The organism is Streptomyces ambofaciens ATCC 23877 (genome assembly GCF_001267885.1).
GTDB lineage: Bacteria > Actinomycetota > Actinomycetes > Streptomycetales > Streptomycetaceae > Streptomyces > Streptomyces ambofaciens.
Genome location: NZ_CP012382.1, coordinates 3,636,762 through 3,659,228, shown reverse-complemented (window position 1 = coordinate 3,659,228; position 22,467 = coordinate 3,636,762). Strand labels below are relative to the sequence as shown.

Sequence of the window (22,467 nt, the reverse complement as noted above, 5' to 3'; positions counted from 1 at the left end):
CCGGGGGCCGCGGCCCGCTGCCGTCCGCCGTCTCGGCGAGCAGCCGGCGGACGACCGGCTGCGGATGCACCCCACGGGAACGACCGTGTCCCCGACCGGGCCTCAGCCTCCCTCCGACCGGGACTCGGCCTTCCCCCCGACCGCTCAGAGTGCCCGCAGCAGCCGCCCGATCTCCAGCTGGGCGGTCTCCAGCGGGTCGCCGTCCTCGACGTTCCACAGGCTGTTCTGCAGGACGCGGCCGAGGGACCAGGCCCGGGCCCGCTCCCGGTCCAGGCCGAGGACGTCGGTCATGGCGTCGAAGCGCCAGCGCGTCTCGTCCGGGTCGTAGCGGTTGTCGAGGGCCGGCAGCAGGTCGAAGCCGGGGTCGCCGGCCAGCGGCTTGGGGTCGATGGCGAGCCAGGGGGCCCGGTCGGAGCCGAGGACGTTCTCGTAGTGCAGGTCCCAGTGCAGCAGCCGGTCGCCGGGCTCGTCCGCGACCTCGCGCACGGCGGCGGCGCAGTCGGCGACCAGGCGTCGGTCCGCCGGGTCCGGGATGCGGTCCAGCGTCCACGGCGTCCGCTCCAGCATGCCCCGCGCGATGTCGCCGAGGCGGCGCACGCCGGGCGGCGCGGGGGTGGCGGTGAGGTGGGCGAGCAGCCGGGCCAGGGCGAGGACCGCCTCCCGGGAGTCCTCGACGTGGCTGAGTGTCCGGTGCGGGTCCAGGCGCTCCAGGAGCATGGTGCCGGTGGCCGGGTCGTGGTCGAGCAGCCGTACCGCCCCGTCCCCGTCCCACCTCCGCAGGGCGACGGGCTCGCCCTCGGTCTCCTCGTCGAGGATCTGGAGCTTCAGTGCCGCCGGTGTGCCGTCGCGGCGCACCACGGGCAGTACCAGGGCCGCCCAGCCGTGCATCGAGGGCCCGTCGAGGCGCAGCCCCCAGCGGTCCAGGAATCCGGCCGCCAGCGCGGGCAGCCCTTCCACGAAGGCGCGGCCCGCCTCCCCGTTGTACTTCGCCTGCGACGCGGCGAGCGCTTGCGGAACGTCGATCACGTCGGCCGACGCTACCCGGGGGGCGGCACGGCGGGCACGGCGTTTTCCGGCTCCCGGGGGCCGCGGGGCCGGGGAATTCGACGGAATCCGAAGGAGACAGGCGCCGTTCACCAGGGCTAACGTCCAGGCCATGAGCAGCTCGACCAGTGGCGTCGTCAACGGTGGCATCTCCTTCTGGTACGCGGACGACGGGCTCCCGGCCGCGGCCCGCGAACCCCTCGCCGGCGACGCGTCGGCGGACGTGGTGATCGTGGGAGGCGGTTACACCGGCCTGTGGACGGCCTACTACCTGAAGCAGGCCGCGCCCTTCCTGCGGATCACCGTCCTGGAGCAGAAGTTCTGCGGCTACGGGGCCTCCGGCCGCAACGGCGGCTGGCTCTACAACGGCGTCGCGGGCCGCGACCGGTACGCGAAGCTGCACGGCCACGAGGCGGCGGTGCGGCTCCAGCGGGCGATGAACGACACCGTCGACGAGGTGATCCGGGTCGCCGCGGCCGAGGGCATCGACGCCGGCATCCACCGGGGCGGGGTGCTCGAAGTGGCGTGCACACCCGCGCAGGCGGCCCGGCTGAGGGCCTTCCACGAGGCCGAGCTGGCGTTCGGCGAGAAGGACCGGGAGCTGTACGGCGCCCGGGAGACGGCCGAGCGGATCAGGGTCGCCGACGCGGTCGCCTCGACCTGGACCCCGCACGGGGCCCGGCTGCACCCCGTGAAGCTGGTGAAGGGCCTCGCGGCGGCCGTCGAGCGCCTCGGCGTCACCCTCCACGAGTCGACGCCGGTCACGGAGATCCGCCCCCGGCACGCGGTGACCCCCTACGGCACCGTCCGCGCGCCGTACGTGCTGCGCTGCACCGAGGGCTTCACCGCCTCGCTCAAGGGCCAGCGGCGGACCTGGCTGCCCATGAACTCGTCGATGATCGCCACCGAGCCGCTGACCGACGAGCAGTGGGAGGCGGTCGGCTGGACGGGCCGCGAGACCCTGGGCGACCTGGCGCACGCCTACATGTACGCCCAGCGCACCGCCGACGGCCGGATCGCGCTCGGCGGGCGCGGGGTGCCGTACCGCTTCGGCTCCCGCACCGACAACGACGGCACCACCCGGGCGGAGACGGTCGAGGCGCTGCGGGAGATCCTGGTCCGCTTCTTCCCCGCCCTGGACGGACTGCGGATCGAGCACGCCTGGTCGGGAGTCCTCGGCGTGCCCCGCGACTGGTGCGCGACCGTCACCCTGGACCGTTCGACGGGCCTCGGCTGGGCGGGCGGCTACGTCGGCTCCGGCGTCGCCACCGCCAACCTCGCCGCCCGCACCCTGCGCGACCTGGTCCAGCGGGACTCGGGCCAGGGCGGCCGCACCGGCCTCACCGACCTGCCCTGGGTCGGCCACCGGGTACGCCGCTGGGAACCGGAGCCGCTGCGCTGGCTCGGCGTGCAGGGCATGTACGCGGTCTACCGCGAGGCGGACCGGCGCGAACGCACCACCCGCAGCGCCGGCTCCTCCCGCCTGGCCCGCATCGCGGACCGCGTCTCCGGCCGCGCCTGACCCCGGCCCGCCACCCGGCGGCTCCCCGCCGGGCCCGCCCTCGCGCCTGACCCAGCCCGCCACCCGGCGGCTCTGCCCCCGCGCCTGACCCCGGCCCGCCACCCGGCGGCTCCCCTCCGGGCCCACCCCCGCGCCGGTGGGGCCCTGTCGAACCCGCGCCGCGTGGTGAGGGGGACGCCCGCCGCCCGCGGCCGGATGCTCGCAGGGGCCCCGTGGCCGGACGCGAGGGGGACGCCCGCCGCCCGCGGCCGGGCGCTCGCAGGGGCCCCGCGGCCGGCGGGGCCCCTTCCCCCTAGGCCACCGGTTCCGGCACCGGCCGGTCGGCCGGGACGCCGTGTTTCGGGGCCTTGGCGGTCACCATCAGGCCCGCGACCAGGGCCGCCAGCAGCATGATGCCGGCGGCCAGCCAGATGGCGACGGTGTAGCCGTGGACGATGCCCTCCCGCACGACCTGCGCCCGCCCGGACGGGTCGGTGAGGTGGGAGGCGATGTAGGACGCGCCGGTGCTGGTCGCGATCGTGTTCAGCAGCGCCGTGCCGATCGAGCCGCCCACCTGCTGCGAGGTGTTGACCGTCGCCGAGGTGACGCCGGAGTCCCGCGGGGCGACCCCGGCGGTGGCGGTGGAGAAGACCGGCATGAAGGTCAGGCCCATGCCGAGGCCCATCAGCAGCAGGGCGGGCAGGAGCTCGGTGGCGTACCGGGAGTCCACGGTCATCTGCGTGAGGATCACCATGCCGCCGCAGGCGAGGAGCATGCCGGGGACCATCAGCATGCGCGGGCCCACGTGGCGCAGCAGCCGGGCCGAGATCTGGGTGGAGCCGATGACGATCATGATCGTCATCGGCAGGAAGGCCAAGCCGGTCCTGGCGGGGGAGTAGCCCAGGATCTCCTGGAGGTAGTAGGTCATGAACAGGAACATCCCGAACATGCCGATGACGGCCAGCATCATCGTCAGGAAGCAGCCGGCGCGGTTGCGGTCCCGGATCACGTGCAGCGGCAGCAGCGGGCTCGACGCCCGGGCCTGCCACCACACGAAGACCACCAGCAGCAGGACGCCCGCGGCGAACAGCGCCAGCACCAGCGGATCGGTCCAGCCGCGGGGCTGCGCCTCGCTGAAGCCGTAGACCAGCGCGACCAGGCCGCCGCAGCCCAGGAACACGCCGGGCACGTCGAGGCGGGCGCCGGTGGTGCCGGGGCGGTCGGGCAGCAGCACGAAGGCGCCGATCACGGCGGCGACGGCGATGGGGACGTTGACGTACAGGCACCAGCGCCAGTTCAGGTACTCCGTGAGCACACCGCCGACGATGAAACCGACCGCCGCGCCACTGCCCGCCAGCGTGCCGTAGATGCCGAACGCCTTCCCGCGCTCCCTCGGTTCGGTGAACGTGGTCGCCAGCAGGGACAGCGCGGACGGCGCGAGGACGGCGGCGAAGACGCCCTGGAGGGCGCGGGCGCCGAAGAGCATCGCCGGGGTGGTGGCGGCACCGCCGAGCGCGGACGCGGCGGCGAAGCCGATCAGCCCGATGACGAAGGTGCGTCTGCGTCCCACCAGGTCCGCGATCCGGCCGCCGAGCAGCAGCAGGCCGCCGAAGGCGAGGGTGTAGGCGGTGATCACCCACTGCCGGTTGCCGTCGGTCATGCCCAGGTCGCGCTGTGCCGAGGGCAGCGCGATGTTCACGATGGTCGCGTCGAGGACGACCATCAGCTGGGCCAGGGCGATCACCACCAGTCCCCACCAGCGGCGGGGATCGGAGTGCGTGGGCGCGGCCGGCTCTCCTGTCCGGGTGCCACTCATCTGGCCAGAAGACCATGGATCGGGGCATGTCGCATCAGGGGTGGGCGTGCGGGTGGACCCCGCTCAACGGCCCCGCGTGTGCCCGAGGTCGAGCTCGCGCCTGCCGAGCGCGAGGGACACCGCCGTCAAGGCGCTGTTGAAGGACACCTCCGACAGCAGGCCCGGCGCGGCGACCTGGTCCCCGGCGAGGTACACCCCGTCGCCGCGGTCGACGGCGGGCCGGTCGCGCCAGGTGGTGCCGGGCAGGTCGACGGCACCGGTACGGCCGTTCGCGATCGCCTCGCGCCGCCAGGTGAGGCGCTCGCGCCAACCGGGGAGACCGAGGTCGAGCAGCTCCTCGGCACGGGCGGTGCCGTCGGCCCTGGACTCGTCGGGCGCGAGGGGGATCTGCCCCTGGACGAGCTGCTCGCCCGCCGGCGCCAGGGTGCGGTCCTGCGCCGTGAACCGCTCGATCCAGCCCGGCGCGTCCAGGTCGGACACGGCGAAGGCGTCCCCGCGCCGGGTCAGTACGGCCAGGTCGATCAAGGCGGTGCGCCCGCTCGGCCAGGTGAGCGCGGGGTCGTCCAGCAGGCGGCGGGCGGCGTCGAGGGAGGTGGCGACGACCACGGGGGCGTCGGTGGGGAGCGTGTCGACGCGGGAGAGCGTCTCCACCCGGACCCCGAGGTTCCACGCCAGGGCGGCCATCCGGTCGATCACCGAGGACCAGCCGCCGCGCGGGTAGTGCGCCTCGGGCGGCAGCTTGGCGGCCCGGCGCAGCCGCTCCTGCACGAAGGCCGCGGACAGCGACCCGGGGTCGTGGTGGAACACGGCGACGGCGCAGAAGTGGGCGGCGGCCCGCGCCCCCTCCTCACCGGCGACACCGGTGGCCCAGGTCAGGAAGTCGGTGTCCACGGGGGCCCGTCCGACGCCCGGGCGCAGCAGCTTGAGCAGGGCGAGGGGCGGGGTGCGGCGCAGCCTGCCCTTGTGCCGCAGCCGCAGCCGGGCGCCCTCCAGCGGCGGCAGGGGCGCGAGCGGCCCGATCAGGTCGCGCTGCCTGAGCCACGCCCAGTGCGGGCCGCCGTTGTAGAGGGCGTGCGGTCCCTCGTTGGTCCGGTAGGGGCCGTCGGCCGTCCGGGCGCGTCCGCCGAGCGTGTGGTGTGCCTCGTGGACGGTGACCTTGGCGCCCGCCTCGGCGGCGGTGATGGCCGCGGTCAGTCCGGCGAAGCCGCCGCCGATGACGGTGATGCGATGCATGGCTGGGTCTCCCTCTGCTCGGGGTCGCCGTGGGTGGTGCCTTTCCGGTGTACGACGCTCGCGGGACCGCCGGATGTGACATACCCCGGCGCGAGGGCGTTCGCGCGGCTCGTCGCGGGCTGTCGGTGGTGGGGTGCAGCATGGGGGCATGGCGAGGAGAGCGGTGGGCGGCGGCGGTACGGCGACGGTGCGGGCGGCGCGGCGCCCCGAGGTGCGGCTGCCGCCGCTGGAGCCGTACGACGGCGGCGGGCTGGAGGCGGACGGGGACTACGACGGGCTGGAGTTCCGGGAGCGGGACCTCGCCGGGCAGGACGGCGCCGGTGCCCGCTTCATGGACTGCGCGCTGACCGGGTGCGTGCTGGACGAGACGTCGCTGACCCGGGCCCGGGTGCTCGACTCGGTCCTCACCGGCGTCCGGGGCGTCGGCACGCGGCTCGCCGAGGCGACGCTGCGCGACGTCGAGCTGGTCGACGCCCGTCTGGGCGGCACCCAGCTGCACGGTGCCGTGCTGGAGCGGGTCCTGGTCCGCGGCGGCAAGATCGATTACCTGAACCTGCGCCGGTCCCGGCTCAAGGACGTCGTCTTCGAGGGCTGCGTCCTGGTGGAGCCGGACTTCGGGGGCGCCCGTCTGGAGCGGGTCGAGTTCGTGGACTGCGCCCTGAAGGGGGCGGACTTCAGTGCGGCGGCCCTCACGGACGTCGACCTGCGCGGCGCGTCCCCGCTGGAGCTGGCCCGGGGCGTGGACCGGCTGTCGGGTTCGGTGATCAGCCCCGCCCAGCTCCTGGACCTGGCGCCGGTGCTGGCGGCGGAGCTGGGGCTGCGGGTACTCGCGGAGTAGGGCGCCGCCCGGCTCGCTCCCCGGTCGTCAGGAGACCCGCGGGAAGCGGGCCTGGAGGGTCCAGATCGCCGGGTTGTCCGCCAGGTCGTCGTGCATGTCGGTCAGGTCGGCGAGCAGGTCGTGCAGGAAGTCCCGGGCCTCCCGGCGCAGCTCCGCGTGGGAGAAGGACAGCGGCGGCTCGGTCGCCGGCAGCCACTCCGCCTCGATGTCGACCCAGCCGAAGCGGCGCTCGAAGAGCAGGCGGTCGGTGGACTCGGTGAAGTCCAGCTCCGCCCGCTGCGGCCGGGCCGCCCGGGAGCCCGCCGGGTCCCGGTCGACGCGCTCCACGATGTCGCACAGCGCCCAGGCGAAGTCGAGCACCGGCACCCATCCCCAGGCTGTGGAGAACTCCCGGTCCGCCTTGGTGTCGGCCAGGTACACGTCCCCGCAGAACAGGTCGTGCCGCAGGGCGCGCACGTCCGCCCGGCGGTAGTCCGTCTGCGGCGGGTCGGGGAAGCGGTTGGAGAGGGCGTAGCCGATGTCGAGCACGCAGGTGATGGTGTCACGGCGGCCGGACAGCGCGCCGCCGCGGGCCGCTCCGGCCGCCGCGGGCGTCGGATAGGTTGCCCTCCGTGATCCTCAGCCGCCTCCCGCTCACCCCCGACCGGGACATCCCGCGGCCCCTGCTCACCGAGCTCACCGCCCTGTACGCCTCCCACCGCGCCTTCCACGCGCTGAGCGGCGACTTCCCCGACCCGGACGACATCCGGCCGGAGCAGGTGGCGGCGGCGCTGGCCGAGGAGCTGGCGCAGCCGGGCGCCGAGGTGCTGCTCGCCAGGGACGCGGGCCGGCTGGTGGGGTGCGCGGTCACGCTCGCCCGGCATCCGGACCCGGCCGACCCGGACCCGTGGATCGGCCTGCTGATGGTGGACGCGGACCTGCGACGGCAGGGGCACGGCAGACGGCTCGCCTCCCTCGTCGAGGACCGCTTCCGCGCCGAAGGGCGCACCGCCGTGCGGCTGGCCGTCCTGGACGGCGACACCGCCGCCCTCGCCTTCTGGACCGCCCTCGGCTACACGGTCGTCGACCACCGCGGGGACCTTGGTCCCGGCCGTCCCTGCACGGTGCTGCGCAAGCCGCTGGACGGGCTGTCGCGCACCCCGCGCCGCGCCGCCCGCGTCGCCGTGCTCGACCCCGAGGGCGCGGTCTTCCTCTTCCGGTACGACAACGTCGAGGTCGGCGTGTACTGGGCGATGCCCGGCGGCGGCCTGGAGGCGGACGAGGGGCCGCGCGAGGGTGCCCTGCGCGAGCTGCGCGAGGAGACCGGCTGGACCGACCTGGAACCCGGCCCGCTGCTGTGCGCCTGGGAACACGACTTCACCCACCTGAGCGTCGGACCCGTCCGTCAGCACGAGCACGTCTACGTCGCCCGGGGCCCCCGCCGCGAACCCACCGGGCCCCATCTCGCCGCCGCCCACGCCGCGGACGGCATCCTCACCTGGCGGTGGTGGACCCGGGAAGAACTCGCCGAGGCCCCCGAGCCGCTCTGGCCCCCGGACCTGGCCCGGCTGCTCGACGCGTTCGACCGTGCCGGCGGCAGCGGGGACTGAGGCGGCCGACGGAGGAGGCGTCCCGCGGCTCAGGGGCTGTCGGGCCTGCCGTCCCCGTACAGCCAGTCCTCCCAGATCTGCGTGAAGTCCTCGTCCGGCGCCGACTTCTCCACGTACGCCGTGAAGTCCGCGGTGTCCGCGTTGCCGTGGCGGTGGGCGCCGGACCAGCCCCGCAGCAGGTCCAGGAAGGCGTCGTCGCCGACCGTCTCGCGGATCTTGTGCAGCACCATCGCGCCGCGCTGGTAGACGGGGCTCGCGGAGATGCGCTCGGCGTCGGGCGGGCCCGCGGGCGGGAAGGACCAGATCGAGTCGTTCGCGTCCTCGTCGGGGTAGTAGGAACCCTCGTAGAGCGCGTCGAAGGTCTCCTGCGCGGTGTCGCCGCCCTCGTCCTCCTCCCACAGCCACTCGGCGTAGGTGGCGAAACCCTCGCTGAGCCACATGTCCCGCCAGCTCTTCGGGCTGACGGAGTTCCCGTACCACTGGTGGGCGAGTTCGTGGACCAGCAGGACGGTGTCGGGGGCGCCGGGGAAGTAGGGGCGGTTCTGGGTCTCCAGGGCGTATCCGGCGTCCTCCACGCGGTCGACGATCGCGCCGGTGGAGGAGAAGGGGTACGGGCCGAAGTTCTCCCGGGCCCACTCCATGACCTCGGGGATGCGTCCCAGCACCTCGCGGCTCGCGTCGGCCTGCCGCGGGTCGACGGCCGTGTAGACGGGCAGGCCGTCGTCGGTGGTGGAACGGCCGGTCTCCCAGTCGCCGACGGCGACCGTCACGACGTGGCTCGACATCGGCTCGGCGGTGCGCCAGGTGAACGTCGTACGGCCGCCGCGGGTCCGCTCGTCCGTCGACTCTCCGTTGGAGACCACCCCGAAGCCCTCCGGCACGGTCACCGCGAGGTCGTAGGCGGCCTTGTCGGAGGGGTGGTGGCTGCCCGGGAACCAGGCCATCGAACCCGTCGGCTGACCGAGCCCCACGGCGCCGTCCTCGGTGGTCAGCCAGCCCTCCTCGGAGCCGTCGGGGTCGGTGACCGTCACGGGCTCACCGGAGTAGCGGACGGTCACCCGGAACGTCTCCCCGTCGCGCAGCTCGTCCGCCGGGCGGACGGTCAGCTCCTGACCGGCCCGGTTGAACCGGGCGGCCCGGCCCTCGACGGCGACGTCCGCGACGTCCAGGCCCTTGAGGTCCAGGTTGAAGGCCGACAGGTCCTGGGTCGCTCGGGCGGTGATCGTCGCGGTGCCGTCGAGGTGCCCGGCGTCCGGGTCGTAGGCCAGGGCCAGGTCGTAGTGGCCGATGTCGTAGCCGCCGTTGCCCGCCTTGGGGAAGTAGGGGTCGCGCACGCCCGAGCTCCCGGGAGTGCCTTCGACCGAGCCGCCACCGCTGCACGCCGCGAGGGCGGTGACGGTGGCGGCGGCTACGAGCAGACGGGTGGTGCGCACGTCGTGATCCTATGGGGCGTTTCACGTGAAACGCCCGTTGGGCCCGGCTGTTGGGCTCGGTTGTCGGGCTCGGCTGTCGGGCCCGCCGGCCGGGTGGCCGGCCCTCGCCTTCCTCAGTTCAGTGCCGCCGCGCCCGCCTGTGCGAACTTCTCGTCCAGGGCGCCGGACGGCGCACCCGCCACACCGATACCGGCGATCGGCGCCTTGCCGGCGGTGACCGGGACGCCGCCGCCCAGGAACAGCGTGCCCGGGATGTCCTTCAGGTTCGGCGCGTTCTCCAGGCGGCCCTCCAGCTCGCTGGTCGGGGCGTTCCAGGAGACCGCGGTGAACGCCTTCCTCTCGGCCGACTCGTACGACTGCGGGCCGGCGCCGTCGCCGCGCAGGGTGAGGATCGTGTTGCCGTTGCGGTCGACGACCGCGACCGTGATCCGCTGGCCCTCCTTCTCGGCGGCCTTCAGCGCGGCCTGCGCCGCCTCGGTCGCGGCGTCGATCGTCAGGTGGGTGGAGGTGGTGGTGTCGCGCTGGCCGGCCGCGGCGGGGGCGGCGGCCGCGGCGGTGTCCCGGGCGGCGTCCGGCGCGGAGGCGTTCGCCGCCACGGTGCCGAAGGTGCCGGCCGCGACGGCGGCGAGGACGGCGCCGCCGGTGGCGATGCGGGCGCGTCGCGAGAGCGTCTTCTTCATGGTGGTCTGCTCCTGGTGTCGGGTGGTTCGAGCCACGGGTGGTCCGAACCGGTCGGTCCGTGCCGAGACGGAGGGGCCTGGCCGAGGTGTTCGGGCCGCCTCTTCCGTCGCTCTCCACCCTCCGCCCCGCGCCGGGGGAGCACGGTCGCCGGTCCGGTTCCTCCCGGACGGCGGAACGGGCGACGGCGGGGTCGTCCGATCGGTTGACCCGGGGGCCGTCCGCAGGGGGCACCATGGGAGTGTTCGCGCAGCTCAGCGGTCACCTACGGCACGTTGGGGGAGACAGGCCCGGAAGGAGGGGCGCGGGATGACCAAGCCGTACGACCCGGACACCCGGTGGCTCGGCGCCGTCATGCACGCGGCGTTCCTCCTGCTGCTCGGCGGTGCGCTGGCCCGCTTCCTGCTGCGCCATCCCGGCGAGCCCCGCACCCCGTGGATCCTCGCCCTGTCCCTGGCCCTCGCGGTGCTGCACCTGCTCGGGCCCGCGCTGAGCGGCCCGGGCGCCCGGCCGACCCGGCGGCGTCTGCTCTGGCTGGGCGTGGTGGTCGCGGTCTGGATGGTGCTGGTCGTCCTCGCGCCGAGCTTCTCCTGGTGCGCGGTGCCCCTCTTCTACACCGGTCTGCGCACCCTCCCGGCCCGGGCGGCGCTGGTGCTGGTCACCGTGCTGACGGTGTTCGTCGTGGCCGCCCAGCTCCGGCTCGCCGGGCGCTTCGACCCGAACCTGCTGCTCGCGCCGCCCGCCGTCGCCGCCATCGCCGCCGCCGTGTTCCTGCACACCGAGCGCCAGACGGCCCGGCAGCGCGCCCTGATCGACGACCTGATCCGCACCCGCCGCGAACTCGCCGCCTCCGAGCGGCGCGAGGGCACCCTCGCCGAACGCCAGCGGCTGTCCATGGAGATCCACGACACCCTCGCCCAGGGGCTGTCCAGCCAGCGGATGCTGCTCCAGGCGGCCGAGCGGGTCTGGGAGTCCGATCCGGCCAAGGCCCGCACCCACGTGCGGGGCGCCGCCGCCGTCGCCGAGCACAACCTGGCCGAGGCCCGCCGTTTCGTCCACGACCTCGCTCCGGCCGACCTCGCCCGCGGCGGCGGCCTGGAGGCGGCGCTGCGGGCCCTGGCCGCACGGGAGTCCGGCGACCATCTCACCGTCCGCGTGCACGTCGACGGCGGTGTCCGCGTCCCGCCGCTGCCCGACCGCGTCCAGTCGGCCCTGCTGCGCATCGCCCAGGGCGCCCTGGCCAACGTCCGGGAACACGCGGGCGCGTCCACCGCGGCGCTCACCCTCACCCTCCTCGACGACCAGGCCGTCCTCGACGTCACCGACGACGGGGGCGGCTTCGACCCGGCCGCGGGGCCCCACGCCCCCGCCGGGGTCCGCGGACACGGGCTGCCCGCGATGCACGCCAGGCTGCGTCAGCTCGGCGGCACGCTCACGGTCGAGTCCGCGCCGGGCGAGGGCACCGTCCTGTCCGCCGCCGTCCCCCTGGACACGCCCCGGACCGACCCCGCCGACCCGCAGGAGGCACCCCGATGACCGACCCGGCTCGCCCCGGCCCCGCCCCGGCCCCCGTGCGCATCCTGGTCTGCGACGACCACGTCGTCGTACGGGCCGGACTGCTCGCCCTGCTCGACAGCGCCCCCGGCATCGAGGTGGTCGGCGAGGCGGGCACCGGCGAGGAGGCCCTCGCGCTCGCCGCACGGCTGGCACCGGACGTGGTGCTGATGGACCTTCAGCTCGGCGAGGGCATCGACGGCGTGGAGACCACCCGCCGCCTCACGGCCGCCTCGGGCGGACCACCGCACGTGCTGGTCCTGACCACGTACGACACCGACGCCGACATCACCCGCGCCATCGAGGCGGGTGCGACCGGGTACCTGCTCAAGGCCGAACGCCCCGAGGAGCTGTTCGCCGCCATCCACGCCGCCGCGCAGGGCCGCACGGCCCTGTCCGGGCCGGTCGCCAGCCGGGTCATGGCCAACCTGCGCAGCCCCCGCCCCTCGCTCACCGACCGCGAGCGCGACATCCTCGCCCAGCTCGCCACCGGCCTCGGCAACCGGGAGATCGCCCGAGCCCTGTTCATCAGCGAGGCCACGGTGAAGACCCATCTGCGCCGCGTCTACGACAAGCTGGGCGTCGACACCCGGGCGGGCGCGGTCGCGGTGGCGAAGGAGCGGCGCCTGCTGCCGTGACCCCGCCGCGGCACCGTGCCACCGGGACGCCGAAGGCCCCCCGGCGGACGACCGGGGGGCCTTCGTACGCAGCGGACGGGCGGGTGGACGTCAGACGTTCACGCCGAAGTCCTGGGCGATGCCCACCAGGCCCGAGGCGTAGCCCTGGCCGACGGCGCGGAACTTCCACTCGGCGCCGTTGCGGTACAGCTCGCCGAAGACCATGGCGGTCTCGGTGGCCGCGTCCTCGGACAGGTCGTAGCGGGCGATCTCGGCGCCGCCGGCCTGGTTGACGATGCGGATGTAGGCGTTGCGCACCTGGCCGAAGTTCTGCGAGCGGTTCTCCGCGTCGTAGATCGACACCGGGAAGACGATCTTCTCGATGTCGGCCGGCAGACCGGCCAGGTTGACGTTGATCGCCTCGTCGTCGCCCGCGCCCTCGCCGGTGCGGTTGTCACCGGTGTGGACGATCGTGTTGTCCGGCGTCTGCTTGTTGTTGAAGAACACGAAGTGGGCGTCGGAGTAGACCTTGCCCTGCGTGTTGACCGCGATCGCGGAGGCGTCGAGGTCGAAGTCGGTGCCGGTGGTGGTGCGGACGTCCCAGCCGAGGCCCACGGTGACGTCGGTCAGGCCCGGAGCCTCCTTGGTGAGCGAGACGTTGCCACCCTTGGACAGGCTTACAGCCATTGTTGGGAGTCCCTTCCCTCGTTTACGTACGGCAAGAAAGCTACAGCTACCCCCATGAACGACGAGAGGGGTGCGCAAGGTTCCTGCTCTCTTTACTTTCTTTACCGAGTGACCGGAGCCGAGGATATTCGGATGACGTGGACCAGCCGGGGACGGGAACATGGACGGCATGTCCGGACCCCATGTCATCCGCGGCTCCGTCTCCCTGCCCGAGGCCGAGCTCGTCTGGCGTTTCTCGCGCTCCTCGGGGCCCGGCGGGCAGCACGTGAACACCACGGACACGGCGGTGGAGCTCCGCTTCGACCTGGCGCGGACCGAGGCCCTGCCCGAGGTGTGGAAGCGGCGGGCGCTGGACCGGCTGGCCGGGCGCCTGACCGACGGCGTCGTCACCGTCCGCGCCTCCGAGCACCGCTCCCAGTGGCGCAACCGCGAGACCGCCGCCGTCCGGCTGGCCGCCCTCCTCGCCGAGGCCACCGCACCCCCGCCCAAGCCGCGCAGAGCGACCCGCATCCCGCGCGGTATCAACGAGCGCCGGCTGCGGGAGAAGAAGCAGCGCTCCCAGACCAAGCAGGGCCGCTCCCCGAAGAGCTGGGACTAGCCGGCGGCGCGAGCCCGGCGGCTACCGGCCCAGCGCGAGGACGCCCACCGTCTCCCCCTCGCTGGTCTCCCCGTTGGGCCTGAAGCCGAGGCCCAGGTAGAAACCCTCGGGGCCCTGTGGACCGGTGTGCCAGGTCACGTAGCACTCCTTGCCGCCGCGGCGGCGGATCTCCGCGGCCACCGACTCCACGGCGAAGCGGCCGTAGCCCCGGCCCTGCTCCCCGGCCGCGATGTTCAGCCGCCACAGCCCGGACCGCCGGACGCCGCCGTCCTCGTACCAGTCGATGTCCAGGAAGGCCATGAGGAAGCCGACGGGGCGGTCACCGTCCACGATCAGCCGCGGCCAGGCGACGCCGGCGTGGGCGTAGGCCTCCGCCAGGGACTTCACCACCGGGGAGACGGCGAACTCCTGCTCCGGCCGCACCCGGATGCCCAGGGCGGCGTCGATGTTCGCGGGCGTGATCTTCTCCAGGCGGAGCGTGCCGGTCGTCATGCGCGCACCCTAGGCGGGTGCCGCGCGCCGGACGAGCGGATTTCCGATCACCCCAACTGCCGGTACCGCCCCTTGAAGTACGCCAGCGGCCCCCCGTCCGCGCTCGGCAGCGAGGCGGTCAGCACCCGGCCGATCACCAGGGTGTGGTCCCCGGCCGCCACCCGCTGCTCGGTACGGCACTCCAGCGTGGCCAGGGCCCCGCCCACCAGGGGCGCTCCGCTCACCTCGCCGCGGCGGTAGGGGATGTCGGCGAAGAGGAGCCGGTCGCTGACGCGGCCCTTCATCGCGAACCGGCCGGCGACGTGGCGCTGGCTCTCGGAGAGGACGGAGACCGCCCACAGGGGCTGCTCGTCGAGCAGGTCGTCCATGCGGGAGCCCTCGCGCAGACCGACCAGGACCAGCGGCGGGTCCAGGGACACCGACATGAAGGCGGTGGCCGTCATCCCGACGTCCTCGCCGCGCGGTGCCTGCGGGTCGTCGGGGTCGAGCGGCGGCTCCTGCGCGGTCACCAGGACCACACCCGAGGCCAGCCGGGACATGGCGGCACGGAACTCGTCGTTGCTCACCCCCTCAGCATGCCCGGCGGTCGGTGACGGCAGCGGCAACGTGGGGGACGCGAGGGGCGCGGGGGACGTGAGGGAGGGAGTGTTCGGCACCCCGTCACGCTAATCTCCGGGCCGTCGGCGCGGCATCGGGCCCCGGTCCGAACCGGGACCTAGGACCACGGAAGGAGGGGCGGCGGGGCTCCGGAAGGCGACGTGCGCATACCTACAAAGTTTGCGTTCAGTAAACGCACAGGGAAAACGCAGAAACCCCACTCAATTGTTCATGTTTCGCTGTGACTTGAGTCACAAGGAGCGGTAATTGTTGACCCTGTGTACCGAGTGGGGAGCGCGCTGTGATTCAGTGGCGGAGAACCTGCAAGGGCACCATCAGTGAAGGCGCCGAAGAGAACCCTTGATTCGCTGCGAGGTCTCGGGGGGAGGGCGAGCATGGAGACCGAGTCGGAGCCCTACGTCCGCCTTGCGTCCCTGCGGCAGCTGCACCAGGTCATGGCCGACATGAACAAGGCCCGCAGCCTGGCGGACACCCTGCAGGCCGTCGCCGACGGCGTCGTCCAGGCCCTCGGGTACGAGCTGGCGTGCGTCAACCTGGTCCGTCCCGACGGTGACCTCGTCGTCGCCGCCTTCTCCGGCAACCAGGCCGCCGAGGCGCTGATCACCGGCCGGGCGGGCTCCCGCGAGTCCTGGGACCGGCGCCTCAACATGGGCGAGCAGTGGGGCGACCTGATCTTCATACCCCACACCGAGGGCTGGATCCTCGACGACGACGACGTCCCGCAGTGGTACACCGACGGTCCCGCCCCCCGCTTCGAGGACGAGTGGCACCCCTCGGACCGCCTCTTCGCCCCGATGTACGCGCCCGGCCCGCAGGGCGGCGGCAACAGCGGCGAGCTGATCGGCGTCCTGTCCGTGGACCGGCCGCGCAACGGCCGCCGTCCCGGCGCCTGGGGCCGCGAGGCTTTGCAGATGTACGCGTTCCAGGCCGCCATCGCGATCAGCAACGCCCGGCTCCGCTCCAACATGCAGCGCGCCCTGGTCCGCCTGGAGCGCGACCAGCAGGCCCTCAGGGCCAGCGAGGAGAGCTTCCGGCAGGCCTTCGAGTACGCCCCCTCCGGCATGGCCATCGCCGAGATGGGCGGCGACCAGCACGGCCGCATCCTCAGGACCAACGACGCGCTCTGCCGCCTGCTGGGCCGCCCCGCCTCCGCGATGCGCCGCTACGCCTTCTCCGACCTCGTCCACCCCGAGGACATCGGCACCCTGCTGCGGACCTCCGCCGAGGGCGGCCGGGCCGAGCTGCGCCTGGGCCGCCGCGACGGCACCTACGTCTGGGTCTCCCTGCGCAACAGCGTCGTCGCCGACGCCGCCGACGGGCCGCGCTTCCTGCTCACCCACGTCGAGGACATAGAAGAGCGCAAGCGCCGCGAGCTCCAGCTCGCCCACCGCGCCTCCCACGACTCCCTCACCGGCCTGCCGAACTCCGCCGAGCTGCGCTCCCGCCTCTCCGCCCGGCTGTGCCGGCGCCCGCAGTCCTCGCACGTGGCCGTGGCCGACGCCATGGACGCGGCCTACGGCCACCCCGCCGTGACCGACTCCGGCGGCCACACCTTCGACTTCGGCGCCATGGCCGAGCCCTACGGCGCCTACGACCACCATGTGCACGCCGTCGCCCCCACGGACGGCCGGGACGACGGCACCAAGGGGCTCGCGGTCCTCTTCTGCGACCTGGACGGCTTCAAGTCGATCAACGACCGCTTCGGGCACAACGCCGGTGACACCGTGCTCATCGAGGTGGCCCGCCGGCTCAGCGGCGGCGTCCGCGACGGCGACACCGTGGCCCGGCTCGGCGGCGACGAGTTCGTGATCCTCGCCAACGGTCTCGGTCTCGCCGACGCCCAGGACCTCGCCGTACGGCTGCGCAACGAGATCATCCAGCCGATCCGGGCCGAGGGGCGGGCCGTGCGCGTGGGTGCCAGTTTCGGCATCGGATGGGCGCACTGCGGCATGACGGCGGACGAGGTGCTGAAGTCAGCTGACGAACGGATGTACGTCGAGAAACGATCTCGTCCCAAACAGCACCGTCGAGCCGGATGATCCCCAGGTCAGGGCGCTGAGGCGGTCTGAGTCACCCGTTTGGGTCAGCCGGAGCGGGTAGGCTCGCCCTCTCACACCCATACCGCACACGCACCGCATCTGGTTAGGAGACCAAGGGATGACGCCCGGCAACAACGGCGCGAGCACGCCCGAGGACGACGACCCCTTCGGCTACCTCTACGCCGACGGGCAGGCCAACGGAGCCCAGCCGCCCTCCGGTGGCTACGGCTACCCGAACTCCGTCAACCGGGTGCGTCCCGTCGGCGCACGGCAGTACGGGGCACCGCAGGGCCAGGCCGCCCAGACCGCCGCCTACGGCCAGGCCGCCCCGCAGCAGGGCACGTACGGCCGGCCGAACGCGCACTACGCCGCACCGGAGACCTTCCCCGGCGGCGGTGCCCCCACCGCCCCGCAGCAGTCGACGCACGGCGGGGGCGGCGGACGCCGGGGCCCCAACACCAAGGGCCTGCTGATCGGCGCGGTCGCGGTCGTCGCCGCGGTCGTCATCGGCATCGCCGTGGCCATGACCAGCAGCGGCTCGGAGGACGACAAGGGCGGCGACGAGGCCGGCGGCGGCACCGCCCCCACCCAGTCCCAGACCACCGACCCGAGCCCGTCGTCCAGCGACGGCGCCGAGGACGAGGTGGACCTCCCGGCGATCGACGCCAAGGCCCTGCGGCTGTCGCCCGGGGTGTCCCTGGCCTCGGACATCGAGGGCGCCCGGTCCGACGGCGGCGTGTACGTGGCCAACCTCAACCAGCCGGGTTCCTCGGTCACCTGGACCGTGGACGGCATCCCGGAGGACGGCCTCTACACCCTCTTCGCGGGCTACAGCGCGGCCGGCGAGGACCAGTCGATGACCCTGACGGTCAACGGCAAGGAGTTCGGCAGCAAGCTGAACCTGGGCAACTTCACCGGAGCCAAGGACGGCGACTTCGCCAAGGGGTGGACCAAGACCTACGCCTGGCCCACCCTGAACAAGGGCACCAACACCATCTCGCTGTCCTGCGCCGACGGCGACAAGTGCAACGTCCTGCTGGACCAGTTCTCTCTGAAGAAGGGCCAGGTCAAGGACTAGGGCGACCAGGGGCCCGCCCCGGCGGCCCCGGGGGCGTCACGCCGCGCCCGCCTCCGCCGTCACCGCGACCCCGCGCCCGAGCAGCTCCTCGTACGCCCCGCGGTCGAACTCGCCCGCCGCCGGTGCCCGTACCGTCGCCGCGGACAGGGCGACCGCGCGGGTCAGGCGGTCCGGCCAGGGCAGGTGCTCGACCAGGCCGGAGAGCAGGCCCGCCACCGCCGAGTCGCCCGCGCCGGTCGGATTGCCGCGGACGTGCGCGGGCGGGGCGGCGCGCCAGCGGCCCTCCGGCGTCACCGCGAGCAGCCCCTCCGCGCCCAGCGAGGCGACCACGGACCGGGCGCCGCGGCGCCGGGCCGCCTGTGTGGCGCGCAGCGGCTCGTGCGAGCCGGTCAGCTCGGCCAGCTCGTCGGCGTTCGGCTTGATCAGGTCCGGGCGGGCGGCGACCCCCCGCCGCAGCGGCTCCCCGCTGGTGTCCAGCAGCACCGGCACGCCCGCCGCACGGGCGGTGCGCACCAGTCCGGCGTAGGCGCCCACCGGGACGCCCGGGGGCAGGCTGCCGCACAGCGCGACGGCGGAGGCGGCGGCGACCAGTCCCTCGTACGCCTCCTGGAAGGCGTTCCACTCGGCGGGTGCGACGGCCGGGCCCGGTTCGTTGAGCTGGGTGGTGTCGCCGGTGCGGTCGTCGACGACGGCGATGGTGCGCCGGGTCGCCCCCGCGACCGGCACGAGCGCGTCCACCACTCCCGGCACGCCGGTGAGTGCCTCGCGTACGACGTCCCCGGTGCCGCCGCCCGCGAAGCCGGTGACCGTCACCTCGTGGCCGAGGGCCGCCAGCACCCTGGCCACGTTCAGGCCCTTGCCGCCGGGGCGCTCCGTCACGGCGGTGACCCGGTGGGAGGCGTGCGGCCGCAGGCCCTGGACGCGGTAGGTGATGTCGAGAGCGGTGTTCAGCGTCACGGTGAGGATCACCCGGGCCGGCCTCCCCCGATCGTCTGCGGCTGGCGTGTCCCCGGGAGCGGCGCTCCGGGGGACACGATCATGCCAAAAGGACGGCGGCGGGCCCAGCCCCGGGGTCGGCCGCCGGCCGCCGACCACGGGACGGATCAGCCCAGTTGGGGATCGACCACCCATGCGCCGCGGCGCATCACGCCCACCAGGTCGAAGTCGGCGTCCAGGACCACCAGGTCGGCGTCCTTGCCGGGCTCCAGGGAGCCGATCCGGTCGGCCATGCCGAGCAGCCGCGCCGGGTTGGCGGAGATCGCCGCGACGACGTCCTCGACGGGCAGCCGGTCCACCGTCACCGCCCGCTTGAAGGCGCGGTCCAGGGTGAGCGTGGAGCCCGCGATCGAGCCGCCCTCCACCAGCCGGGCCACGCCGTCCGAGACCTCGACCTCCATCGGGCCGAGCAGGTAGCGGCCGTCGCCGAAGCCGGCCGCGTCCATCGCGTCGGTGATGAAGGCGACCCGGGCGGCGCCCGCGTGGTGGAAGGCCAGCTGGAGCGCGGCCGGGTGCAGGTGGGTGCCGTCGTTGATCAGCTCGACGGTGATCCGCTCGTCCTCCAGCAGCGCCGTGATCGGGCCGGGGGCGCGGTGGCCGAGCGGCGGCATCGCGTTGAACAGGTGCGTGGCGACCGTGGCGCCCGCGTCGATGGCCTGGAGCGTCTGCTCGTACGTCGCGTCGGTGTGCCCGACCGCGGCGATCACCCCGTGCTCGGCCAGCAGCCGCACGGAGTCCAGGCCGCCCGGCAGCTCGGTGGCCAGCGTCACCATCTTGGCGTGTCCGTGCGCGGCGTCGACCAGCTTGCGGACCTCGGCCGGGTCGGGGTCGCGCAGCAGCTGCTCGTCGTGCGCTCCCTTGCGGCACGGGGAGATGAACGGCCCCTCGAAGTGGATGCCGGCGATGTCGCCCTGCTGGGCCAGCTCGGCGAGCATCCCGGCGTGCCGGGCGAGGAAGTCCAGGTCGCCGGTGACGGCGGAGGCGACCACCGTGGTGGTGCCGTGCCGGCGGTGGGTCTCGACGCCCTTGAGGACGTCCTCGGCGTCGCCGCCGGCGAAGGAGGCGCCGCCGCCGCCGTGGTTGTGCAGGTCGACGAAGCCGGGGACCACCCAGTGGCCCGACAGGTCGACGACCTCGGCGTCGGGGGAGGCGGTGCCGGCGATCCGGGTGCCGTCGACGATCACGCGGCCGTCGTCCGCGGTGCCGGAGGGCAGCACCACCCGGGCACCGGCGAGAACTGTGCTGGGGGCCATCAGGTGGTTACCTCCGGGGGAGTCGCGGTCGTCGGGGTGGTGCCGTTCGGGTCGGTGCCGAGCAGGTCCCAGGCCATCAGCCCGGCACCCAGGCAGCCGGCGGTGTCCCCGAGCGCGGCGGGGACGATCTCCGGCAGCTTCTGGAAGGTGACGCGCCGCCCCACGGCCTCTCGCAGCGGTGTGAACAAGGTTTCCCCCGCCTCGGCGAGACCGCCACCGATGATCAGGACGCGCGGGTCCAGCAGAGTGAGCGCGGTGACCAGCCCGTCGGCGAGCGCGTCCACGGCGTCCTGCCACACGGCGAGCGCGCGGGCGTCCCCCGAGTCGACGGCCTTGGCGCAGTCGGCGGCGTCCGCGCCCGGGTCACCGCAGGCCCGGGCCCACGCCTGGCTGACGGCCGACGCGGACGCGAACCGTTCCAGGCAGCCGCGCTGCCCGCACGGGCACGGGGTGCCGCCGGGGCGTACGACGACGTGGCCGATCTCGCCGGCGAAGCCGTGGGCGCCCGACTCGACCCGGCCGTCGATACCGATGGCGCCCGCGATGCCGGTGCCCAGCGGCACGAACAGGAAGCGGTCGGCGCCCTGCCCGGCCCCGATCCGGCCCTCGGCGAGCCCGCCGGTGCGCACGTCGTGGCCGAGGGCGACCGGGATGCCGCCGAGCCGTTCGCCGAGCAGCGCCCGCAGGGGGACGTCGCGCCAGCCCAGGTTGGCCGCGTAGACGGCGGTGCCGTGCTCCTCGTCGACGATGCCGGGGACGGCGACCCCCGCCGCGACGGCCGGCTCGCCGAACCGGTCGGCGCCGTGCGCGCGCAGCTCGGCGGCGAAGTCCAGGATGCCGGCGATCACCGCTTCGGGCCCGCGGTCGCGGCCGGTGGCCCGGCGGGCCTCGTGGAGCAGCTCGCCCCCCGGTCCCGCGAGGGCGGCCTTCATCCCGGTGCCGCCCACGTCGAGGGCGATGACATGTCTCACGGGGACAGTGTGGCCCGTCGACCCGGGAGAGGTCTAGTCCACTGTCGTGGTGTAGACCTTAATCCGTTAAACGGACAAGCGAACAAGCGCGTGCGCGTGAACGGCGAACGCCGGCAGGGTTGGGGAATCAGGGTGCAGCGGCGTAGGACAGGAACGATCGCGGTGGTGTCCGCACTGGGCATGACGGCGGTCCTCGGCGGCTGCGGGCTCACCGGCGACTCCGGCGAGGTGACGCTGAGGCTGGTCGCCGCCGACTACGGCGACAGCAAGGCCAACAGCTCCCAGGAGTACTGGGACGAGCTCGCCAAGGCCTACGAGGCCAAGCACCCCGACGTGAACGTGGACGTCACCGTCCACTCCTGGAACGACGTCGACCGCGAGGTCCGCGAGATGGTCGACGCCGGCGACGCGCCCGACATGGCGCAGATCGGCGCCTACTCCGACTACGCGGACAAGGACCTGCTCTACCGGGCCGACGACGTGCTCTCCATCCCGGTACAGGCCGACTTCGTCTCCCAGCTCGCCGGCGCGGGCCAGGTCAACGGCGTCCAGTACGGGCTGCCCTTCGCCGCCTCCACGCGCGTGCTCTTCTACAACAAGACCCTCTTCGACAAGGCCGGCATCACGCCCCCCAAGAGCTGGGACGACCTCGCGGACGCCGCCGAGGCGCTCGACGCGGAGGGCGTGAAGTACCCGTACGCGCTGCCGCTGGGCGCGGAGGAGGCGCAGGCCGAGACCATGCAGTGGATGCTCAGCGGCGGTGGCGGCTACACCGACGACGTCGGCACCTACGCCGTCGACTCGCCGCAGAACGTCACCACCTTCACCTGGCTCCGGGACGAACTGGTCGGCAAGGGCCTCACCGGCCCGGTCGCCCCCGGCGAGCTCAACCGCGCCGCCGCCTTCGCCGCCTTCGCGAACGGCGAGGTCGGCATGCTCAACGGGCACCCCTCGCTGATGAAGGCGGCGTCCGACAAGGGCGTGAAGTACGGCATGGTGACCACCCCCGGCGCCGAGGGCGAGAGCCGGAACACGCTCGGTGTCACCGACTGGATGACCGCCTTCAAGGCGGGCGGCCACCAGGAGGAGATCGGCGACTTCCTCGACTTCGTCTACAGCGACGAGAACGTCCTCGACTTCTCCCGCCGCTACGACCTGCTGCCGGTGACCACCTCCGCGTCCCAGGTGATGAGCTCCGCGGCGGAGGACAAGGCCCTCCGCCCGTTCCTGGACGAGCTGCTGCTCTCCGAGCTCTACCCGGTCGGCAAGACCTCCTGGGCCTCGGTCAGCGCGGACGTCAAGAAGCTCATCGGCCAGGCGGTCGCCCCCGGCGGCAGCCCCTCGGAGGTGCTCGGCCAGATCCAGGCGACGGCGATGCGGGCGGGCAGCGCGGAGTAGCGGCCCTGTCGGTGGCGGGCGCTACGGTGCCGTA

21 protein-coding genes are annotated in these 22,467 nt (G+C 74.0%); 9 read left to right on the top strand and 12 right to left on the bottom strand.

Features of this window, described 5'->3' with window-relative positions; all coding sequences use genetic code 11:
* Positions 1 to 144: 144 nt before the first annotated feature.
* A complete protein-coding gene (locus tag SAM23877_RS16225; RefSeq protein WP_053133117.1) occupies positions 145 to 1,026 on the bottom strand; it encodes an aminoglycoside phosphotransferase family protein in 882 nt (293 codons plus the stop codon).
* A 130-nt stretch (positions 1,027 to 1,156) separates the two neighbouring features.
* Here SAM23877_RS16225 and SAM23877_RS16220 point away from each other — a divergent pair, with 130 nt between their 5' ends.
* Positions 1,157 to 2,566 (top strand): NAD(P)/FAD-dependent oxidoreductase, encoded by a 1,410-nt coding sequence (locus tag SAM23877_RS16220; protein ID WP_053133114.1) that lies wholly within the window; start codon positions 1,157 to 1,159, stop codon positions 2,564 to 2,566.
* A gap of 292 nt (positions 2,567 to 2,858) precedes the next feature.
* Here the strand turns inward: SAM23877_RS16220 and SAM23877_RS16215 are convergent, their stop codons facing one another.
* Positions 2,859 to 4,361 (bottom strand): MFS transporter, encoded by a 1,503-nt coding sequence (locus SAM23877_RS16215; RefSeq protein WP_079030243.1) that lies wholly within the window; start codon positions 4,359 to 4,361, stop codon positions 2,859 to 2,861.
* A gap of 63 nt (positions 4,362 to 4,424) precedes the next feature.
* Positions 4,425 to 5,594 carry an NAD(P)-binding protein gene (locus tag SAM23877_RS16210; protein WP_053133109.1) on the bottom strand — a complete coding sequence of 390 codons (1,170 nt, stop codon included), beginning with the start codon at positions 5,592 to 5,594 and terminating at the stop codon, positions 4,425 to 4,427.
* Positions 5,595 to 5,742: 148 nt separating this feature from the next.
* Here SAM23877_RS16210 and SAM23877_RS16205 point away from each other — a divergent pair, with 148 nt between their 5' ends.
* Positions 5,743 to 6,432 (top strand): pentapeptide repeat-containing protein, encoded by a 690-nt coding sequence (locus tag SAM23877_RS16205; protein WP_079030242.1) that lies wholly within the window; start codon positions 5,743 to 5,745, stop codon positions 6,430 to 6,432.
* A 27-nt stretch (positions 6,433 to 6,459) separates the two neighbouring features.
* On the opposite strand, the gene SAM23877_RS16200 is transcribed toward SAM23877_RS16205, so the two are convergent.
* On the bottom strand, positions 6,460 to 6,960 hold the full coding sequence (locus SAM23877_RS16200; RefSeq protein ID WP_053133105.1) for a hypothetical protein: 501 nt from the start codon (positions 6,958 to 6,960) through the stop codon (positions 6,460 to 6,462).
* Between the two features lie 83 nt (positions 6,961 to 7,043).
* Here SAM23877_RS16200 and SAM23877_RS16195 point away from each other — a divergent pair, with 83 nt between their 5' ends.
* The gene (locus SAM23877_RS16195) at positions 7,044 to 8,021 is read left to right on the top strand and encodes a bifunctional GNAT family N-acetyltransferase/NUDIX hydrolase (protein WP_053133103.1); all 978 of its coding nucleotides are present in this window, start codon (positions 7,044 to 7,046) and stop codon (positions 8,019 to 8,021) included.
* Between the two features lie 29 nt (positions 8,022 to 8,050).
* On the opposite strand, the gene SAM23877_RS16190 is transcribed toward SAM23877_RS16195, so the two are convergent.
* A complete protein-coding gene (locus SAM23877_RS16190; RefSeq protein WP_053133100.1) occupies positions 8,051 to 9,454 on the bottom strand; it encodes a M1 family metallopeptidase in 1,404 nt (467 codons plus the stop codon).
* A gap of 113 nt (positions 9,455 to 9,567) precedes the next feature.
* Positions 9,568 to 10,134: a GlcG/HbpS family heme-binding protein gene (locus SAM23877_RS16185; protein WP_053133097.1), complete on the bottom strand. Its 567-nt coding sequence runs from the start codon at positions 10,132 to 10,134 to the stop codon at positions 9,568 to 9,570.
* A gap of 307 nt (positions 10,135 to 10,441) precedes the next feature.
* On the opposite strand from SAM23877_RS16185, the gene SAM23877_RS16180 reads away from it, so the two are divergent.
* Positions 10,442 to 11,668, top strand: coding sequence for a sensor histidine kinase (locus SAM23877_RS16180; protein WP_053133095.1), 1,227 nt, complete (start codon positions 10,442 to 10,444; stop codon positions 11,666 to 11,668).
* A complete protein-coding gene (locus tag SAM23877_RS16175) occupies positions 11,665 to 12,324 on the top strand; it encodes a response regulator (RefSeq protein ID WP_053133092.1) in 660 nt (219 codons plus the stop codon). The genes SAM23877_RS16180 and SAM23877_RS16175 overlap by 4 nt, the downstream gene beginning before the upstream one ends.
* A 90-nt stretch (positions 12,325 to 12,414) precedes the next feature.
* On the opposite strand, the gene SAM23877_RS16170 is transcribed toward SAM23877_RS16175, so the two are convergent.
* Positions 12,415 to 12,990: a TerD family protein gene (locus SAM23877_RS16170; RefSeq protein ID WP_053133088.1), complete on the bottom strand. Its 576-nt coding sequence runs from the start codon at positions 12,988 to 12,990 to the stop codon at positions 12,415 to 12,417.
* A 160-nt stretch (positions 12,991 to 13,150) separates the two neighbouring features.
* On the opposite strand from SAM23877_RS16170, the gene arfB reads away from it, so the two are divergent.
* Positions 13,151 to 13,588 (top strand): alternative ribosome rescue aminoacyl-tRNA hydrolase ArfB, encoded by a 438-nt coding sequence (gene arfB, locus SAM23877_RS16165; protein ID WP_053133085.1) that lies wholly within the window; start codon positions 13,151 to 13,153, stop codon positions 13,586 to 13,588.
* Positions 13,589 to 13,609: 21 nt separating this feature from the next.
* Here the strand turns inward: arfB and SAM23877_RS16160 are convergent, their stop codons facing one another.
* Positions 13,610 to 14,080 carry a GNAT family N-acetyltransferase gene (locus tag SAM23877_RS16160; RefSeq protein ID WP_053133083.1) on the bottom strand — a complete coding sequence of 157 codons (471 nt, stop codon included), beginning with the start codon at positions 14,078 to 14,080 and terminating at the stop codon, positions 13,610 to 13,612.
* 47 nt (positions 14,081 to 14,127) lie between these two features.
* Complete coding sequence (locus SAM23877_RS16155) at positions 14,128 to 14,736, bottom strand: flavin reductase family protein (RefSeq protein ID WP_079030241.1); 609 nt, start codon at positions 14,734 to 14,736, stop codon at positions 14,128 to 14,130.
* 336 nt (positions 14,737 to 15,072) lie between these two features.
* On the opposite strand from SAM23877_RS16155, the gene cdgB reads away from it, so the two are divergent.
* Both cdgB and SAM23877_RS16145 read left to right on the top strand, forming a co-directional pair.
* Positions 15,073 to 16,737, top strand: coding sequence for a diguanylate cyclase CdgB (cdgB, locus tag SAM23877_RS16150; protein ID WP_053133077.1), 1,665 nt, complete (start codon positions 15,073 to 15,075; stop codon positions 16,735 to 16,737).
* A 118-nt stretch (positions 16,738 to 16,855) separates the two neighbouring features.
* Positions 16,856 to 17,815: a carbohydrate-binding protein gene (locus SAM23877_RS16145; protein WP_053133075.1), complete on the top strand. Its 960-nt coding sequence runs from the start codon at positions 16,856 to 16,858 to the stop codon at positions 17,813 to 17,815.
* Between the two features lie 36 nt (positions 17,816 to 17,851).
* Here the strand turns inward: SAM23877_RS16145 and SAM23877_RS16140 are convergent, their stop codons facing one another.
* The 3 genes from SAM23877_RS16140 to SAM23877_RS16130 form a co-directional block, all read right to left on the bottom strand.
* Entirely contained in the window at positions 17,852 to 18,784 is a 933-nt protein-coding gene (locus tag SAM23877_RS16140; protein ID WP_053133071.1) for a 1-phosphofructokinase family hexose kinase, read from the bottom strand.
* A 134-nt stretch (positions 18,785 to 18,918) separates the two neighbouring features.
* Positions 18,919 to 20,064 (bottom strand): N-acetylglucosamine-6-phosphate deacetylase, encoded by a 1,146-nt coding sequence (gene nagA / locus SAM23877_RS16135; protein WP_053133068.1) that lies wholly within the window; start codon positions 20,062 to 20,064, stop codon positions 18,919 to 18,921.
* Positions 20,064 to 21,035 (bottom strand): ROK family protein, encoded by a 972-nt coding sequence (locus SAM23877_RS16130; protein ID WP_079030240.1) that lies wholly within the window; start codon positions 21,033 to 21,035, stop codon positions 20,064 to 20,066. Before SAM23877_RS16130 ends, nagA begins: the two co-directional genes overlap by 1 nt.
* 132 nt (positions 21,036 to 21,167) lie before the next feature.
* Here SAM23877_RS16130 and SAM23877_RS16125 point away from each other — a divergent pair, with 132 nt between their 5' ends.
* On the top strand, positions 21,168 to 22,433 hold the full coding sequence (locus SAM23877_RS16125) for an ABC transporter substrate-binding protein (protein ID WP_079030239.1): 1,266 nt from the start codon (positions 21,168 to 21,170) through the stop codon (positions 22,431 to 22,433).
* Positions 22,434 to 22,467: the final 34 nt, after the last annotated feature.

What these genes read in the sequence shown, in the direction of transcription:
- SAM23877_RS16220 (WP_053133114.1), top strand. Translation starts at nt 1,157, where the DNA reads ATGAGCAGCTCGACCAGTGGCGTCGTCAACGGTGGCATCTCCTTCTGG.
- SAM23877_RS16215 (WP_079030243.1), bottom strand. Translation starts at nt 4,361, where the DNA reads ATGAGTGGCACCCGGACAGGAGAGCCGGCCGCGCCCACGCACTCCGAT.
- SAM23877_RS16210 (WP_053133109.1), bottom strand. Translation starts at nt 5,594, where the DNA reads ATGCATCGCATCACCGTCATCGGCGGCGGCTTCGCCGGACTGACCGCG.
- SAM23877_RS16205 (WP_079030242.1), top strand. Translation starts at nt 5,743, where the DNA reads ATGGCGAGGAGAGCGGTGGGCGGCGGCGGTACGGCGACGGTGCGGGCG.
- SAM23877_RS16185 (WP_053133097.1), bottom strand. Translation starts at nt 10,134, where the DNA reads ATGAAGAAGACGCTCTCGCGACGCGCCCGCATCGCCACCGGCGGCGCC.
- SAM23877_RS16180 (WP_053133095.1), top strand. Translation starts at nt 10,442, where the DNA reads ATGACCAAGCCGTACGACCCGGACACCCGGTGGCTCGGCGCCGTCATG.
- SAM23877_RS16175 (WP_053133092.1), top strand. Translation starts at nt 11,665, where the DNA reads ATGACCGACCCGGCTCGCCCCGGCCCCGCCCCGGCCCCCGTGCGCATC.
- SAM23877_RS16170 (WP_053133088.1), bottom strand. Translation starts at nt 12,990, where the DNA reads ATGGCTGTAAGCCTGTCCAAGGGTGGCAACGTCTCGCTCACCAAGGAG.
- arfB (WP_053133085.1), top strand. Translation starts at nt 13,151, where the DNA reads ATGGACGGCATGTCCGGACCCCATGTCATCCGCGGCTCCGTCTCCCTG.
- SAM23877_RS16160 (WP_053133083.1), bottom strand. Translation starts at nt 14,080, where the DNA reads ATGACGACCGGCACGCTCCGCCTGGAGAAGATCACGCCCGCGAACATC.
- cdgB (WP_053133077.1), top strand. Translation starts at nt 15,073, where the DNA reads ATGGAGACCGAGTCGGAGCCCTACGTCCGCCTTGCGTCCCTGCGGCAG.
- SAM23877_RS16145 (WP_053133075.1), top strand. Translation starts at nt 16,856, where the DNA reads ATGACGCCCGGCAACAACGGCGCGAGCACGCCCGAGGACGACGACCCC.
- nagA (WP_053133068.1), bottom strand. Translation starts at nt 20,064, where the DNA reads ATGGCCCCCAGCACAGTTCTCGCCGGTGCCCGGGTGGTGCTGCCCTCC.